Raw genomic sequence first — 15,325 nt, 5'->3', positions numbered from 1 at the left:
TGGCACGCGTGAATCCGCAGACGACCGTTTCCCCACCGTTTCCCCGCCGCGCGATGCCCGACAGCTGCCACTTCGACCTGCTGGATGTGAGCGCGCTGCAGGATCCCTGCAGCGGCCGCATCGTTCACCTGTATTCGATGGTGGCGCGCTGCCTGTCGTGTGAGGTGATCTTCAAGGCGCAGGAAGGCGCTGGTTTTGTCAGCAACGCGGCCGCGCGGGTACTGCGTTGCCCCACCGGCTGCGGCGAGCAGTCGCTGAAAGCCGCCACCCTGCGCCAGTGGACGCCGAACGCCGCCTGAGACGGATGTAGCGTCACGGCAGCCCGACGACACGGTTGCACCGTTAGCGCATCAGCATCGCTACAGCAGCAGCAACGCCGCGATCAGCGCCGGCGGCATCACCAGTACCCCCAGTTTGAAGAACTGCAGGGCGCTGACGTTCTCGCCCTCCCGCCGCAGCGCGACCAGCCACAGCATCGTGGCGAGCGAGCCGGTGACCGACAGGTTCGGCCCGAGATCCACGCCGATCAGCAGCGCCGCGCGCGTCTGCGCCGGCAAATCAGCCATCTGCCCCAGTGATCCGGCGACCAGCCCGATGGGCAGGTTGTTGGCCAGATTGCTCGCCATGGCGGCGGCAATACCCGCAGCCCAGCCGGCCTCGCTCGGCGAGGTTCGTGCGAGTGCTTCCAATGCATGCGCGGCCGTGCGGATCACGCCGGTCTGCGCGACGGCTTCGACCAGCACGAACAAGCCTGCCACCAGCGGGAGCACCCCCCAGGCGACGTGCCGAAGTATCGGCATGGCACTGCGCCGCTGGCGCAGGCGAACCGCCGCCAACGTGAGCGCACCGGCGCAGAAGGTGGTCAAGCCGAGCGGGCCGTTCATCGCCGAGGTCGCCAGCAGCACGATGCCGGTGAGCCCGACACCGATGGCGCACAGGCGACCGCCCTCGGACAGGGCGCGGTGCTCGATCCGCTCCGCCAGCGGGTGCGCGATCTCACGGCGCTGAGCCAAACGCAGCACCAGGTACGTCATCAAGATCGCGGCCAGCGACGGCAGACTGAACTGCCGCAGCCACTCCGGCAGCGAGGGCATGTGGCTGCCGAACACCACCAGGTTGGCGGGGTTGGAGATCGGCAGCACGAAGCTGGCTGCGTTGGCGATGAACGCGCAGACGAACAGGTAGGGCAGGGGATTGGCGCGGGCCGCTTTGCAGGCCGCGTAAACCGCCGGTGTGAGCACCACGGCGGTGGCGTCGTTGGAAAGGAAAATGGTCACCAGCGTGCCGACCAGGAAGACCAGGTCAAACAGGCGCCGTCCAGACCCCTTGGCATGCTGGACGGCATACATGGCCAGCCAGTCGAACAGGCCTTCGTGACGCGCCAGCTCGGCCAGTACCATCATGCCGATCAGGAACAGGTAGACATCGCCGCCTTCAGCGACCGCCGCGATGGCCGTGGGGATGGGCACCAGCCCGGTCGCGACCAGCAGCACGGCAGCGCCCAGTGCCCAGACATACTCGGGGATCCGCCAGGGACGGAAGATGACGCCGCTGGTGGCAACGGCGGTCACTATCCAGATGATCAGGGAGGGGGTGGGGACGTGCATGGAGGGGTTGCTTGGGCACACAGCTTGGCGAACGCGACATCATACCCAGCGGACGAGGGGATCACGCCTGCGCGCCCAGATGAAGCACCCTGGATACGTCGCGATTGCCGACGCGTTAAAATGGCCCACCGCCAACGCCGTTCCAAGGCCCATCGCAATGCCTTACGCCACCCGCGACGCGATCCAGCGTCTGCGCGACCAGATCCCGACCTTCCGCTGCATCGTGGGGTGTACGGACTGTTGTGGCCCAGTCACCGCTTCAAGCGAGGAAGTGGCGCGGCTGCCGGTCAAGAGCGATGCCGAGCATGCGGCAGCCTTGGCGGACCTGAGTTGCCCGTATCTGGGCAAGCAGGGCTGTGAGGTCTACGAGGAACGCCCCTTGATCTGCCGCATGTTCGGGACGACCCCCAGCCTGCGCTGCCCCAACGGCCAGCGGCCGGTCTACATGCTGGATGAATCGGTGGAGAAAGAGATCCATCAGTTTCTTCGCAGCACGCGGCAGGTATTGATCTAACGCGCGGAGTGTCCGCAACAGCATGAGTCAGTTCGACCTGCGGGCACCCAGCCGCCATATCGCCAGGCCCCCGTACAGCACCAGCAGCGCGAGCAATGTCCAGAGCTCGTGGCTGACTTCACCCAGGCGGGCATCCATCTGATTCAACCGCACCATCAGGTTGATGCCGGGGGTGGTGGGCAGCAGGTGCGCCAGCGCGACCAGCGCCGGCGGCGAAGTGACCGCCGGCCAGGACAGGTTGGCCAGGAAGAACAACGGTATCGAGCAGGCGATCACGACCTGGAACGCACGCTCGCGGGTAGCGAAGAAACTGCCGACGAACAAACCGAATGCCACCGTGGCGGCGATGAACAAGGTGCCGCCCAGCAGCTGCCCGAGTGGATTGCCACCGCGCGGGTAATCCTGCACCCACGCGGTGAAACCGGCGTAATAGAGCAGCCCGAGCAGGCCGATGGCACCGAAGCCCACCGCCATGCCGGCCAATGTGGGCAGATCGAAACGCAGGCGCCGACCCAGCGCCAACCGCCGGGCGCCAAGCAGCACGCCGATGCCCATCAGCAGCGTCTGATGCACGATCAGCTCGGCCACGCCGGGCACGATGGCGCTGCCGTACCCTTCCTGCGTGTTGAACAGCGGCCGCTGCACCAACGTGATCGGCGGTGCCTGGGGTGCCCCCATGAACGCCGCCTGGGACACGGCCGCCTCGCGCGCGAACGCGGTCAGGGCCTCGGCCACGCCGCCGAGCACCCAACTGGCGCGGCCAAGGTAGGCACCGTTGCCCATCAACACCAGATAGCCGTGGCCGCCGCGCAGGACGTCCCGTTCAAGGTTGGCCGGTATCAGCAGAATGCCCTCGGCCCTGCCGGCCTCCATCTCGTCGCGGGCCTGGTCGATGCTGGCCGGCTGATCCACGATGCGTACCGTGTGCAGCGCGTCCACCCGGCGCAGCAATTCCCGACTGGTGGCGCTCTGATCATGGTCGACCACCACGATGGGCAGGTTGCTGGCCACCTGGTGGCGGTAGGCGGCCGGGTAGAAGAACGAGTACAGCACTACCGCGCCGACCATGAGCACGACGGCATAGCGATCGGTAAGCACCGTGCGCAGGGTCAGGCGCAGGCTGTCGACGAAGCGGTTCATGCGCGGGTCTCGCGCGGTGCACCCGGCAGCACCGGATCGGCGTTGCGCGCGGCCGCCATCAATCGCCAGCCACCGATGCCACCGGCCACCAGCACCATCAGCAGCAGCGTGCCCAGCGGCCACAGCGAGACACTCCACGGCGCGCCCACGAACTGCTGCTGGGTCTGCAGCTTCACGTAGGCGGTCAGCGGCAGCAGGAGATTCCAGATACGGGTGAACAGCGGCGCATCGACCACCGGGAAGGTGGCGCCGGAAAACGCCAGCGCGGTGCCGATGCTCAAGCCGATCGCCGACAGTGACGTGCCCATGTCACGGGTGAGCCCGACAAACAGCAGAGCCACCGCCGCGCAGGCCAGGTAGAACAGCGGTTGCCCCAACATCAGCAGCAGGGCACTGCCGGCGATGCCGTCGCCACGGAGCAGGGCAAGGTAAAGCACCCCGAGCGCACCGTAGACCGAGAACAGCAGCACGTACGGCACGACCTTGCCGGCGATCGCCGACCATGGGGCATCGCCGAGCCATTCGCGCAGGTGCCCGTCACGCACTTCGCGCCCCAGACTGGCCGCGACCGTCAATGCCAGCCCCAGCGACAGCACGGCCGGGAACAGCAAGGGCAGCAGGAACAACTCATAGCTGCGCGCCGGGTTGTGCAGGATGTCCGACTGCACCGCGATCGGCGGCGCGCGCAGCTTGCCCGGGCCCACCTGCTTGCCGATGCGCTCGCCCAGCAGCCGCGCATTCCAGGCGCTGACCGCTTCGACGATATCGCGCACGGCCGATTGGCCGGTGGTGAGGTAGGTGGCGTTGTAGTACGCGAACACCGTGCCCTGTTCGCCGCGCAGTGCCTGCCGCGTGGCATCGCGCGGCACCAGTACGACTGCAAAGACGTCCAACCGGCGCAGCTGCGATTGCGCCTCGGCCAGGCTGGACGGCTGGCTGGCCACGCTGACGCCGGGGCTGGCATCGAGCATGCGGGCCAGCTGTCTGCTTTCCGCGCTGCGGTCCAGGTCGACGATGGCGATGGGGATATCGCGCATCACCGAGGCGGCAAACAGCCAGGCCATCACGCCCAGCATCAGCGCCGGCAGCAGGGTGACCAGCAGCAGATCGGCACGATCGCGGCGCAGGTGCTGAAGCTCGCGCTGGAACGACGCCGCAGCGCTCGCCCACACCGGCCGGCTCATCCCTGCGGCCACCCGAACAACACGCTCATCCCGGGGCGGAAGCCTTCCACCGGGGCGACCGGGCGCAGCCGGATTTCGAAGCTGCGCACGTCATACCCGGAGGACTGCCGGGTGGCACGCCACGTGGCGTAGTCACCGGCGGGATTGATGAAATACACCTCGAATTCCGCATCACGATCCAGCGCGGGCACCGTGCCACGCAGACGGGCGCCGACCTTCAGGCCCCGCATCTGCGATTCGCGCAGGTTCACCGAGACCCACATGCGGTCGATGTCGACCAGCGTGAAGACCGGGTAGCCGGCCGGAACCAGCTCGCCGATATCCGACATGCGCTTGTTGATCTCGCCGGCCACGGGCGCGCGGCCATTGACCTCCTCGCGGGCGGCGTTCACTTCGGCAACCGCGCCCTGCGCCTGGCGCACCTGACCCTGTGCGGCGCGCTTGTCCTGGTCGCGTGCGCCCGCCAGTGCCTGGTCGTACTGGGCGCGTGCGGCATTGGCCAGCTCGCGCGAGCTGCGCGCCTGGGCCAGTGCTTCGTCACGTTTCTGGCGGGTCATCACCCCTTCGTTGAAGAGGTTCTGCACGCGCTGATAGGTCGCATCGGCCAGGGTGGCACCGGCCTCGGCACGTTTCCAGTTGGCCTGCGCGGCGCGGATGTCCTCGCTGCGCGCGCCTTCATCGGCTTTGTCGGCCACCGCACGCGCCGCTTCGAGTGCACCGTGCGCCTGTTCCTCCTTGGCAGCGACTTCCGGGCTGTCCAGCACGAACAGCACCTGACCGGCGGCGACCCGGTCACCCTCGCGTACCTTCAGCTCGGCCAGCCGGGCGGTGATCTTCGCGGCCACGTTGATGGTGTCGGCGTCGGCCATGCCCTGCAACTGTTCGGCCGGGGTGCGCCAGGCCAGCCACAGCCCGACCACCACCACGATCGCCAGCACCAGCCCGATGAGGAGGCCGACCTTGCGTTTTTTCGGCGGCGGCGCGTCGGCCGGTGCCTGCAATGTGTCATTCATGCGTGATCACCTCGTCGCCCCGGCGGCGGAATTCTTCATATCGGTCCATCTGTCCACTGATCTCCAACAGCTGGGCCAGCGCCACGTCATATTGATAGGCAGCCTGTGCGCGTTCCACCTGCGCGCCGCCCAGCCCCAGGCGTGCATCGATCACATCCAGCGAGGTGGCCTGGCCCTCGCGGAAGGCCAGCTCCTGCAGGCGCAGGTTTTCGCGGTTCTGTTCGATGCTGCTGTCCAGCAGCAGGTACTGCTGGCGGGCGGTATCCAGTTCGTACCAGGCCTTGCGCACGCCCAGCGTCACCTGGTTCTCGGCCTCGCGCAGGCCGGCTTCGGCCTGATCCTGCTGCGCGCGGGCGGCGCTGATCTGGGCGGGGCGCGAGGTGGGGGAGAGGAAGGTGTACTTCAGGCCGATGCCGAATGCCCAGTCCGGGTCGGTGAGCATCTCGTCGCGGCGGCGGAAATCGTACTGGCCGAACAGGAAGATGGTTGGCTTGAGCTTGGCCTGCTGCACACGCACGCCTTGTTCGGCCTGCGCCACCACGGCCCGCAGCCGGGCAATCTGCGGCTGCCGGGCCTGTGCATCGCGTTCGAAGGTGGGCAGCGCACCGATCGGCGCGCGATGCACGAACAGAGGCGACAGCGGCCGGACTTCACCGCCGCTGCGCAACAGCGTGGCCAGTGCCGCTTTCAGGGTCTGCAGATCATTCAGCGATTTCTGATACTCGCGCTCGGCCTTGTCGCGGGCCACGTTGGCCTGCAGCCGCTGGGCGCGGGTGGCGAAGCCCTCGCGTTCCAGCTTCATCGCATCATCAAGGTGACGCTGCAGCCCATCGCGCACCTCGCGGCGCACGTCTACGGCCTGCTCGGCAAGACGCTGGCCGAAATAGGCCTGGACCAGCTGCACGCTCAGCGACTGGCGCTGCGATTCGCGCTCGGCGCTGGCCTGGTCGGTCGCGCCTGCCGCGGCCTGCTGGGCGGCAGGGATCACCCCCCCGGTGTACAGCGGCAACACCGCCGTGACCACCGGGCGGGTGCGCCAATCGCGCTCGGTGAACTGCAGCGGCGAGTCGATACCGAACGCCTCGGCCACCGGGGCCAGCGAACCGAGGGGCAGGGTCAGCGTCTTCTGGAACTGCAGGCGGCGCACTTCACCGGTGATCTCCGGCAGGCGCAGCAGCCGGGTGGCGTCCTGCAGGTCCTGCTTGTTGCGCACCGACGCGTCCGCGGCGGCCAAGGCATCGGAGACCTGCTCCAGCCGCTGGTGCGACTGTTGCCAGTCCAATGCCGGGATTGCAGCGCCGTCGGGCGCGACCTGGGCGGCTGCAAACGCACTGCAGAGCATCAGGGGGAGACTGGTAAGTCCTTTTAACGCGCGCGTTGGCGGCCAATGCCGGCTCACGAGGGGGCAGCTCCATGGGGTGTGACGGCAAGAGGGTAGTGTGCGCCGCGTGAAGTGCGGGTCTTCACACATGTCGGTACCCTTGTTGTCTTTGCCCATCAATGGACTGACCGTGGACAAGCGCTACATCACTGCAGGCACGTTGGCCGTCATTATCTACCTCGCCGCCACAACTGCATCGGCACAGCCCATGTTGGACGAGAGCTGCACCGTGGCCAATGCCCGGGTCAGCCTGGCTGAACTGCATTGCAAAGCGGAGAACGCCAACGCGTGCGGATGCCGGTGGCCGATCGTATCCGGATGCCGCTGAAGTTCGAGATCGGCGGGCGGCAGAGGCCCGTCGACACCATGCACATCCCGGCGATTCCGCCCGCCGAATAAGGCGATCAGCCCGGCATCGATACCGCCATCGTCTTTGCCCCCGTGTGATCTGCGCGCTCAACCTCGCCCCAAACGACAGCGGGGTGGCGCACCGCACATTGACAATTCTCCCATCAGGACGTTTATATCCCATTCGGGATGATTGCCTGCCGCATGGGTCAGTCCTCCCTTGAACGCTCCCCGGGCCGGATCCGCGGGGCGGCACGCGCTTCAGTACGCCATTCAAGAGAGCACGACATGACAGCAGTAAAGGGTTGGCGGCGGTTTTGGCGATGGGTGAAGTGGATCCTGCTGGGTCTGCTCGCGCTCGTGATCCTTCTCACCCTGGTCGGGGTGGTATACGAGGCGCTGGCGCGCCGCAATGCAGAGGTGGACCACCCGCTGCGCGGCCAGATGGTCGATATCGGCGGACGCCAGATGCATATCGAGTGTCGCGGCAGTGGCACCCCGACCGTGATCTTCGAGTCCGGCCTCGGCACGGGCGGCACGATGGACTGGACCCGGGTGCACGACCGGATCGCCGGCTTCACCCGCGCCTGTGCCTACGACCGCGCCGGCATCATGCGCAGCGATGCGAAGGACACCCCGCAGCGTGCGTCGGCCGTGGCCGATGACCTGCATGCCCTGTTGAAAGGCGCGGGCATCACCGATCCGCTGGTGCTGGTCGGCCACTCCATCGGCGGGCCGTACATCCGCACCTATGTGGGGCGCTACGGCGAGCAGGTTGCCGGGCTGGTGATGGTCGACCCCTCGCACCCGGATCAGATCGCCCGGCTCGGCAGCGTGGTGAGCATCGATGTCCACCCGAAGAAGGTGTCGCTGTTGATGCATACGGCCACCACACTATCGCGGACCGGCCTGGTGCGCTTCCTGTTCTCGCGCGCCGATCATGGCCCACGCCCGAAGGATGAGGCCGCGGAGATCACTGCCTTCTCCAGTGCCTCGGTCACGGGCGCGACCGCTGAACTCGACGGCTTCGACAGCACCATGGACGATGCCCGCGCGGTCACGTCGTTTGGCGACCGCCCGGTGATCGTGCTGACCGCGTTGAAACCGTTCAAGCCCGACGAGCTGAAGAAGATGGGCCTGACGGCGGAGGAGGGCGCGCGGTTCAAGCAGGAATGGCGCACCCTGCATGCCGAGCAGGCAGCCCTGTCCAGCCGTGGGCAGCAACAGATCGTGAGCGATTCCGGTCACTACATCCAGATCGATCAGCCTGACCGCGTCGTGGATGCGGTTCGCGAGGTCGTGGATGACGTGCGTGCGCAGGCGCGCACCGACAAGGAGATGAAATGATGAAGCGCACCCTGCTCTGGGCGGGCGTATCGATGCTGTTCGCCGCCAATGCGGCCGCCGCCGACTATGACCTGGTGATCCGCGGTGGACGCGTCCTCGACGGCGCCGGCAATCCGTGGGTCCGTGCCGATGTGGCGGTCAAGGAGGGGCGCGTGGTCCGGGTGGGTCAGGTCCCCGGGCAGGGCACCCGCGAGATCGACGCGACGGGGCGCTATGTGTCGCCCGGCTTCATCGACATGATGGATCAGTCCGGCGCGGCGCTGCTCAAGGATGGCGCGGCGGAGAACAAGCTGCGGATGGGCGTGACCACGCTGATCGGCGGCGAGGGCGGACCGCCGGTGCCTGCGGCGGGCATGCCGGGCTACTTCAAGCAGCTTGAAACGCAGGGTATCGCGGTCAACTTCGGCACGTACTACTCCTCCACCCAGGCCCGCGTGCATGTCATGGGCGATGCCGCCGGTGCGCCGACCAGCAAGCAGCTGGATGCCATGGGCGAGCAGGTGAAGATCGCGATGGAGGCCGGCGCGTTCGGTATCTCCAGCGCCTTGATCTATGCACCCAGCAGCTTTCAGAGCACCTCGGATCTGATCTCGCTGGCCAAGGTGGCCGCGCAATGCGACGGCTTCTACGCCACGCATATGCGTGATGAGAGCGAGGGCGTGGTCAAGGCGATCGAGGAAGCGATCGAGATTGGTGAGAAGGGCGGGGTCAAGGTGGAGATCTTCCACTTGAAGGCTGCCTATGCGCCGGAGTGGGGCAAGCTGATGCCGCAGGCACTGGCGACGATCAATGCCGCGCGGGACCGTGGCGTCGATGTAGCCGCCGATCTGTATCCCTACACCGCCGGCGGCACCGGGCTGGAAATCATCGCGCCGAGCTGGGTCTGGGCCGACGGGCTTGAGAAAGGTATCGAGCGCGTGCGCGATCCCAAGGTGCGCGAGCGCATGAAGAAGGAGGTCGCCGCCGGTTCGATGCCGGGCTGGTCGAACCTGGTGCATGCATCGGGTGGCTTCCAGAACGTGCGCCTGGCCAACAGCTTCAGTGACAAGTACCGTCGCTTCCATGGCAAGACGCTGGCCGAGATCGGTGCCGAGCTGAATCTGGATCCGGCCGATGCGGCCTGGGACATCGCGCTTGAAGGGCTGCCCAACCGGGCGGTCGCGCTGTATTTCATGATCAGCGAAGAGGATGTGCAGCTCGCGCTGCGCCAACCCTGGGTCAGCATCGGCAGTGATGCCGCCGCGGCGGTGAACTACGGCAGCGACGGTGCCATCGGCCTGCCGCACCCGCGCGCGTACGGCACTTTCCCACGCATCCTCGCCGAGTACGTCAAGCGGCGCCATGTGCTGACGCTGGAAGACGCGGTCCGCAAGATGACCAGCTGGCCCGCACAGCGGATGGGGTTGAGCGATCGCGGGTTGATCCGCGAGGGCATGCGCGCCGATATCGTGCTGTTCGATCTGGACACGCTGGACGATGTGGCGAGCTGGGATGCGCCCGCCGGCGCGCCGACCGGCATCGAAACCGTGATCGTCAACGGTGTGGTGAGCTTCGAGGGCGGCAAGCACACCGGCGCCCGGGCGGGCTCTGCGCTGCGCCACCCATGCCGCGCGCGGTGATCCACGTGCGCGCCTCAACAGACACAGGACACACCTCATGATCCGACACGCCTCCGGCTGGAGTCTTCTCTCTCTGGCGCTCGCCGCCTCCGCGCCGGCACTGGCCGCCGCACCACCGATCACCAGCGCGGAGGATCTGGGCACCGCGGTCTCGGCACAGATCGCCTGCGCCGGCATTTTCGTGGCCAACCGCGCTGAGGCCGACGTGCTGCGCGATGACATCCACGCACTGGCGCCGTTCACCAGGACGGTGGCGCTGGCGGTCGATCGCAAGGCAGGCACGGTCACCGCCTCCGCGCCTGGTACGGCCAGCCGGACGGCGTTGCATCGCCCGGCGGTCGGCTGCACGCTGACCACGGGCGACGTGCCGCTCACCGCGCTCAAGGCCCAGGCGGCCCAGCTCACGCCACTATCGCCACTGGCGGCGCGGCCGTGGCCGCAGGGCGACCGCCCGGTGCCGGCGCTGCAGGCCGCCGCAGAAGCGAAGCTCGACCGTGCCGCACTGGACGCGGCTGTGAGTGCGGCCTTCGAGGAGCAGAACGTGGGCGGTTACCCGGACACCCGTGCGATCGTGGTGGTGCAGGGTGGGGCGATCGTTGCCGAGCGTTACGCGCCCGGCTTCAACCAGAACACCCGCATGCTGGGCTGGTCGGCCACCAAAAGCATCATGGGCACGCTGGTTGGCCTGCTGGTGGATGACGGCGTGCTCAAGCTGGATGACCCCGCTCCGGTGCCGGAATGGAAGGGCGAAGCCGATCCACGTGGCGCGATCACACTGCGCCAGTTGCTGACGATGTCGAGCGGGTTGGCCTTCGTCGAGAGCTACAAGCCCGGCAACGAATCGATCAAGATGCTGTTCGAAGCCGGTGACATGGGCGCGCTGGCCGCCGCGATGCCGCTTGAACATGCGCCAGGCACGCACTGGAGCTATTCCTCGGGCACGACCAACATCCTCTCGCGGATCGTTTTCGAGGCTACCGGCGGCACTCTGGAGGGCATGACCCGATTTGCACAGACACGGTTGTTCGAGCCGGCCGGCATGCGCAGCGCGCTGATCGAGCCGGACGAGTCCGGCGTGCTGGTCGGCAGTTCCTATGGGTATGCAACGGCGCGGGATTGGGCGCGCTATGGGCTGCTGCATCTGAACCACGGCGAGGCCGGTGGCAAGCGGCTGCTGTCGCCGGAATGGCTCCAGTTCGCGGTGACGCCCACGCCGGCATCAACGCGCCCCTCGTACGGCGCGCAGCTGTGGTTGAACCGGCCCGCGGCTGCAGAAGAAGGTCGAAAGGTGCTGCAGGACGTGCCACCCGATGCCTTCATGGCGATGGGCCACAACCATCAGATCATGGCGGTGATTCCTTCGCAGGATGCGGTGATCGTGCGTCTGGGCTGGACGCCGGAAGGGCAGAAATTCGACTGGAACAAGTATCTGTCGCAGATCGCGGCCGCACTTGCACCGGCCCCGGTACCTGCGAAGTAATCCGTAACGCGCCACGAGGGAGGGGGCGCCGGACACGGCGCCCATTGACAGTTCTCTTTACGGAGAACTAATGTCTCAATGTGAGAATTACTCACCTTGAGGCAGGGAAACCAGATGTACTCGATCAAGCTGTTGGCAACGCCCGCTGTGGCGCGTGACGTGGCCGCATCCGGAGTGAACGCCTGATGGCCCGCCTCACCCTCGGCATCGCGGTTGACGCGCTGCGCCTGGCCGCGCCGTTCCGCATCGCCAGCCACGTCTTCGACAGCCGGCTGGCCTGCCTTGTCACCCTGGATGACGGCACGCACATCGGCCGCGGTGAGGCGACCGGCGTCTATTACCTGGGCGAAGACATCGAGACCATGCGCATCCAGCTCGAAGCGGTGCGTGATGCCATCGAGGCACACCCCACGCGCGAGGAACTGCGCACGATCCTGCCAGCCGGTGGCGCACGCAACGCGGTGGATGCTGCCCTATGGGAGCTGGAATCGAAGCAGGCGGGCAAGCCCGTCTGGGCGCTTGCCGGGCTGCCCCCGCCGCGGCCGCTCCCCACGACCTTCACGGTCGGCGCCGATGAGCCGGCGGCCATGGCGGCCGCTGCGGTCGCGTATCGCCAGGCGCGTTCGATCAAGGTCAAATTGACCGGTGATCTCGACCTGGACATCGCACGCGTCGCAGCGATCCGTGCCGTGCGCCCCGAGGTATGGCTGGGGGTCGATGCCAATCAGGGTTACCAGGTTGGCGATCTCGAGCGGCTGGTGGCTGCGATGGTGGACGCCGATGTGGCGCTGATCGAACAGCCACTGGCCCGCGGGCGCGAGGCCGATCTGGATGGATTCGTGTCGCCGATTCCTCTGGCCGCCGATGAAAGCGCGCTCACCCTGGCCGATGTCGACGGCCTGAAGGGTCGCTTCAACGTATTCAACATCAAGCTCGACAAATGCGGCGGCCTGACCGAGGCGCTGCTGATCGCCGCCGCGGCACGCGAGGCCGAGCTGGGCGTCATGGTCGGCTGCATGGTCTGCAGCAGCCTGGGCGCTGCGCCGGGCTTCGTGGTCGGGCAGTTGTGCGATCTCGTCGACTTGGACGGGCCCACGTTCCTCAAGCAGGACCGCACCCCCGGGGTGCTCTATCGCGACGGCACGATCTGGTGTGACGAAGCGGTCTGGGGCGCTGGACGCTGAGGTTCGGGGCGCGCCTGGCGCATGAATTCATGTCAATGCTGCGACGCAGGATTGACAGTTCTCTGAACAGGACTATTGTGTCCTACATGGGCTTACACATAGCCATTCATCCCAGGAGCGTCACTGCCAGGCCGGCCCCCACCCCAGCACGACGGGGTGCCCTGACTGCCGCATTCCGTGCCCATTGCCGTGGGCGTCCAGCTTCGCTACCGAGGTCTCATCACATGAGTCACTGTTCGCTCCGAATGAACGCGTTGTCGCTGGCCTGCACTGCAGGCATCCTGGCCCTGGGCTGCAGCGCCACGGCACTGGCACAGGTCGCCGCCGAGAACCCCAACCGCGACGACGTACATACGTTGGGCACCGTGACCGCGACCGCGCAGAAACGCGTGGAGGTGGTCACCGATATCCCGATGTCGATCAGCGTCATCAGCGAAGAGCAGCTCGACCGCCTCCAGGTCAACAACATGAATGACCTGGCCGGGCTGGTTCCCGGCCTGCAGATCACCAGCCTCGGTGCGCCGGGCCGCTCGACGATCTCGATCCGCGGCATCACCCCGATGGGCAACACCGCCGCGACCTCGATCTACGTCGACGACGTGCCGCTGACCGCCAATGGCTCACTGTCCGGTGCCACCTCCGGCATGTTCGACCTGTTGCCGTACGACGTGCAGAACGTGGAAGTGCTGCGCGGCCCGCAGGGCACGCTGTACGGTGCCAGTGCACTGGGCGGCGTGGTCAAGTACGTGACCAAACGGCCGGACCTGGAGTACTTCTCGGGCCGCGCCGGTGCCACGATGCGCGTTGTCGACGATGGCGGCCGGGTGGGCCATTCCGAGCGCGCCGCCGTCAATGTGCCGCTGGTGAAGGGTCAGCTGGCCCTGCGCGCCAGCTACGCCGAGCAGACCAGTCCGGGCTGGATCGACAACAGCGTCCTGCATCGCCGCGACACCAACGATGTGTACCAGAACGCCGGCCGCCTTTCGCTGCTGTGGAAGGCCTCCGATACGGTGGACGTGCTGCTCACCGCGATGCGCCAGGAAAACAAGGGCGACAATTTCGCGACGGTCGCGCTCGACCCGGCCACCTTCAAGCCGAAGCTGCCCGGTTACTCGAACGAGTATCTGTTCCTGCAGCCGAGCACGATCAAGTACGACGTGTACGGCCTGACGGTGGACTGGGATCTGGGCTGGGCCGACTTCACTTCCGCCAGCAGCTGGATGAAATCCAACTCCTGGCGCCTGCAGGACCAGTCGGTGGAGTACATCCCGTTGCTGGGCCAGAAGCCCGGCGTGGGCCCGGTGATGGCATACGCCGGGCTGGACACGGATATCGAACTGAAGAAGTGGACCCAGGAATTCCGCCTGACCTCCAAGGGCGACAGTCGCCTGCAATGGCAGCTTGGCGCGTTCTATACCGATGAAGATGCCGCCTACATCGAGCGCGGCAGTGCATTGAGCCCGGCGTTCAATCCGGTGCTTGATCTGTTCACCGCCTCGGTGCTGACCACGTATAAAGAGAAGGCGCTGTTCGGCAATGCCACCTGGAAGTTCACCGACCGCTTCGATCTGGCCCTGGGCGTGCGCCATGCGCGCAATGACCAGCAATTCCGCCAGACCCTCGGCGGTCCGCTGGGCGGTGACGGGGTGCAGCGGATCACCGACTCCTCGGAAAGCGTGACCACCTGGAGCGCCAGCCCGCGCCTGTTCCTGGGCGAAGACACCATGGCCTACGTGCGCGTGGCCACCGGCTACCGCGCCGGCAGCCCGAATCCCATCCTGCCGGCCGCCCCGGAGGTGCCGTCGCAGGTCAAGTCGGACACGCTGATCAACTACGAAGCCGGCCTGAAGAGCCACTTCTGGGATCGTCGTGCACTGGTGGAAGTGGCGGCCTTCCGGATCGACTGGGATGACATCCGCTTGAACCTGCTCACGGCGCAGGGCATCTCCTATGGCGTCAATGGCGGCGAAGCACGCAGCCAGGGCGTTGAATTCACCGGCGCGCTGATGCCCGTCGACGGCCTGCGCCTGAGCGGCAGCCTGACCTACACCGACGCGAAGCTGACCGCGCCGATTCCCCCGGCGCGCCCGGGTGGCCCGAACCAGGCCGAATCCGGTGCCCAGCTGCCGCAGGTGCCCGAATGGGCCGGCAGCCTGCAGGCCGACTACCAGTTCCCGACGAGCGGCGAATGGGGCTGGAGCGTCGGTGGCGCGCTGCGCTATTACGGCGAGCGTGCGGCATCGGTGGCGGCGACGCAGTCCTTCGACCTGCCCAGCTACACCACCGTTGACCTGACTGCCGAAGTGAGCAGCCAGAACACGACGGTGCGCTTCTTCGTCACCAACCTCACCAACAAGGACATCTACGTGGCGGCCGGCAGGACGATTCCTGCCGCCGGCGCGCAGCAGTACCGCCGCTGGAATGCGGTGATGATGCAGCCGCGGACCGTGGGTGTGTCGCTCGATTACAGCTTCTGATCGAGCGGGGCAGGGCGGCGCGGCACCTTCC

The 15,325-nt window shown here is 67.0% G+C and carries 13 protein-coding genes; 8 read left to right on the top strand and 5 right to left on the bottom strand.

Annotation, left to right across the window (positions count from 1 at the left end; translation table 11 throughout):
- Positions 1–8 precede the first annotated feature (8 nt).
- Positions 9–299: a hypothetical protein gene (locus BCL79_RS01620; protein ID WP_121036864.1), complete on the top strand. Its 291-nt coding sequence runs from the start codon at positions 9–11 to the stop codon at positions 297–299.
- A gap of 60 nt (positions 300–359) precedes the next feature.
- Here the strand turns inward: BCL79_RS01620 and BCL79_RS01615 are convergent, their stop codons facing one another.
- On the bottom strand, positions 360–1,607 hold the full coding sequence (locus tag BCL79_RS01615; protein ID WP_121036863.1) for an arsenic transporter: 1,248 nt from the start codon (positions 1,605–1,607) through the stop codon (positions 360–362).
- A 157-nt stretch (positions 1,608–1,764) separates the two neighbouring features.
- On the opposite strand from BCL79_RS01615, the gene BCL79_RS01610 reads away from it, so the two are divergent.
- Positions 1,765–2,121: a YkgJ family cysteine cluster protein gene (locus BCL79_RS01610; RefSeq protein ID WP_121041066.1), complete on the top strand. Its 357-nt coding sequence runs from the start codon at positions 1,765–1,767 to the stop codon at positions 2,119–2,121.
- A gap of 27 nt (positions 2,122–2,148) precedes the next feature.
- Here the strand turns inward: BCL79_RS01610 and BCL79_RS01605 are convergent, their stop codons facing one another.
- Genes BCL79_RS01605 through BCL79_RS01590 form a run of 4 tightly spaced genes read right to left on the bottom strand, consistent with a single transcriptional unit; the run spans position 2,149 to position 6,800 of the window.
- The gene (locus tag BCL79_RS01605; RefSeq protein WP_121036862.1) at positions 2,149–3,261 is read right to left on the bottom strand and encodes an ABC transporter permease; all 1,113 of its coding nucleotides are present in this window, start codon (positions 3,259–3,261) and stop codon (positions 2,149–2,151) included.
- Complete coding sequence (locus BCL79_RS01600; RefSeq protein ID WP_121036861.1) at positions 3,258–4,445, bottom strand: ABC transporter permease; 1,188 nt, start codon at positions 4,443–4,445, stop codon at positions 3,258–3,260. The genes BCL79_RS01605 and BCL79_RS01600 overlap by 4 nt, the downstream gene beginning before the upstream one ends.
- Complete coding sequence (locus tag BCL79_RS01595) at positions 4,442–5,458, bottom strand: HlyD family secretion protein (protein ID WP_121036860.1); 1,017 nt, start codon at positions 5,456–5,458, stop codon at positions 4,442–4,444. The genes BCL79_RS01600 and BCL79_RS01595 overlap by 4 nt, the downstream gene beginning before the upstream one ends.
- Positions 5,451–6,800: a TolC family protein gene (locus BCL79_RS01590; RefSeq protein WP_259462073.1), complete on the bottom strand. Its 1,350-nt coding sequence runs from the start codon at positions 6,798–6,800 to the stop codon at positions 5,451–5,453. Before BCL79_RS01590 ends, BCL79_RS01595 begins: the two co-directional genes overlap by 8 nt.
- A 169-nt stretch (positions 6,801–6,969) precedes the next feature.
- Here BCL79_RS01590 and BCL79_RS20020 point away from each other — a divergent pair, with 169 nt between their 5' ends.
- From BCL79_RS20020 to BCL79_RS01565, 6 genes are all read left to right on the top strand, one after another.
- A complete protein-coding gene (locus BCL79_RS20020; protein WP_147433827.1) occupies positions 6,970–7,167 on the top strand; it encodes a hypothetical protein in 198 nt (65 codons plus the stop codon).
- A gap of 347 nt (positions 7,168–7,514) precedes the next feature.
- On the top strand, positions 7,515–8,534 hold the full coding sequence (locus BCL79_RS01585; RefSeq protein ID WP_183073627.1) for an alpha/beta fold hydrolase: 1,020 nt from the start codon (positions 7,515–7,517) through the stop codon (positions 8,532–8,534).
- Positions 8,534–10,153: an N-acyl-D-amino-acid deacylase family protein gene (locus BCL79_RS01580; protein ID WP_121036857.1), complete on the top strand. Its 1,620-nt coding sequence runs from the start codon at positions 8,534–8,536 to the stop codon at positions 10,151–10,153. Before BCL79_RS01585 ends, BCL79_RS01580 begins: the two co-directional genes overlap by 1 nt.
- Positions 10,154–10,190: 37 nt before the next feature.
- Positions 10,191–11,633 carry a serine hydrolase domain-containing protein gene (locus tag BCL79_RS01575; protein ID WP_121036856.1) on the top strand — a complete coding sequence of 481 codons (1,443 nt, stop codon included), beginning with the start codon at positions 10,191–10,193 and terminating at the stop codon, positions 11,631–11,633.
- 185 nt (positions 11,634–11,818) lie between these two features.
- Positions 11,819–12,817 carry a dipeptide epimerase gene (locus tag BCL79_RS01570; RefSeq protein WP_121036855.1) on the top strand — a complete coding sequence of 333 codons (999 nt, stop codon included), beginning with the start codon at positions 11,819–11,821 and terminating at the stop codon, positions 12,815–12,817.
- 245 nt (positions 12,818–13,062) lie between these two features.
- Complete coding sequence (locus tag BCL79_RS01565; protein ID WP_183073626.1) at positions 13,063–15,294, top strand: TonB-dependent receptor; 2,232 nt, start codon at positions 13,063–13,065, stop codon at positions 15,292–15,294.
- The last annotated feature ends 31 nt before the right edge of the window (positions 15,295–15,325 follow it).

Source organism: Stenotrophomonas rhizophila (assembly GCF_003651185.1).
Classification (GTDB): Bacteria; Pseudomonadota; Gammaproteobacteria; order Xanthomonadales; family Xanthomonadaceae; genus Stenotrophomonas; species Stenotrophomonas maltophilia_Z.
This window is presented reverse-complemented; position numbering and strand designations above follow the sequence as displayed.

What these genes read in the sequence shown, in the direction of transcription:
- BCL79_RS01605 (WP_121036862.1), bottom strand. Translation starts at nt 3,261, where the DNA reads ATGAACCGCTTCGTCGACAGCCTGCGCCTGACCCTGCGCACGGTGCTT.
- BCL79_RS01595 (WP_121036860.1), bottom strand. Translation starts at nt 5,458, where the DNA reads ATGAATGACACATTGCAGGCACCGGCCGACGCGCCGCCGCCGAAAAAA.
- BCL79_RS01570 (WP_121036855.1), top strand. Translation starts at nt 11,819, where the DNA reads ATGGCCCGCCTCACCCTCGGCATCGCGGTTGACGCGCTGCGCCTGGCC.
- BCL79_RS01610 (WP_121041066.1), top strand. Translation starts at nt 1,765, where the DNA reads ATGCCTTACGCCACCCGCGACGCGATCCAGCGTCTGCGCGACCAGATC.
- BCL79_RS01565 (WP_183073626.1), top strand. Translation starts at nt 13,063, where the DNA reads ATGAACGCGTTGTCGCTGGCCTGCACTGCAGGCATCCTGGCCCTGGGC.
- BCL79_RS01615 (WP_121036863.1), bottom strand. Translation starts at nt 1,607, where the DNA reads ATGCACGTCCCCACCCCCTCCCTGATCATCTGGATAGTGACCGCCGTT.
- BCL79_RS01575 (WP_121036856.1), top strand. Translation starts at nt 10,191, where the DNA reads ATGATCCGACACGCCTCCGGCTGGAGTCTTCTCTCTCTGGCGCTCGCC.
- BCL79_RS01580 (WP_121036857.1), top strand. Translation starts at nt 8,534, where the DNA reads ATGAAGCGCACCCTGCTCTGGGCGGGCGTATCGATGCTGTTCGCCGCC.
- BCL79_RS01600 (WP_121036861.1), bottom strand. Translation starts at nt 4,445, where the DNA reads ATGAGCCGGCCGGTGTGGGCGAGCGCTGCGGCGTCGTTCCAGCGCGAG.
- BCL79_RS01590 (WP_259462073.1), bottom strand. Translation starts at nt 6,800, where the DNA reads ATGCTCTGCAGTGCGTTTGCAGCCGCCCAGGTCGCGCCCGACGGCGCT.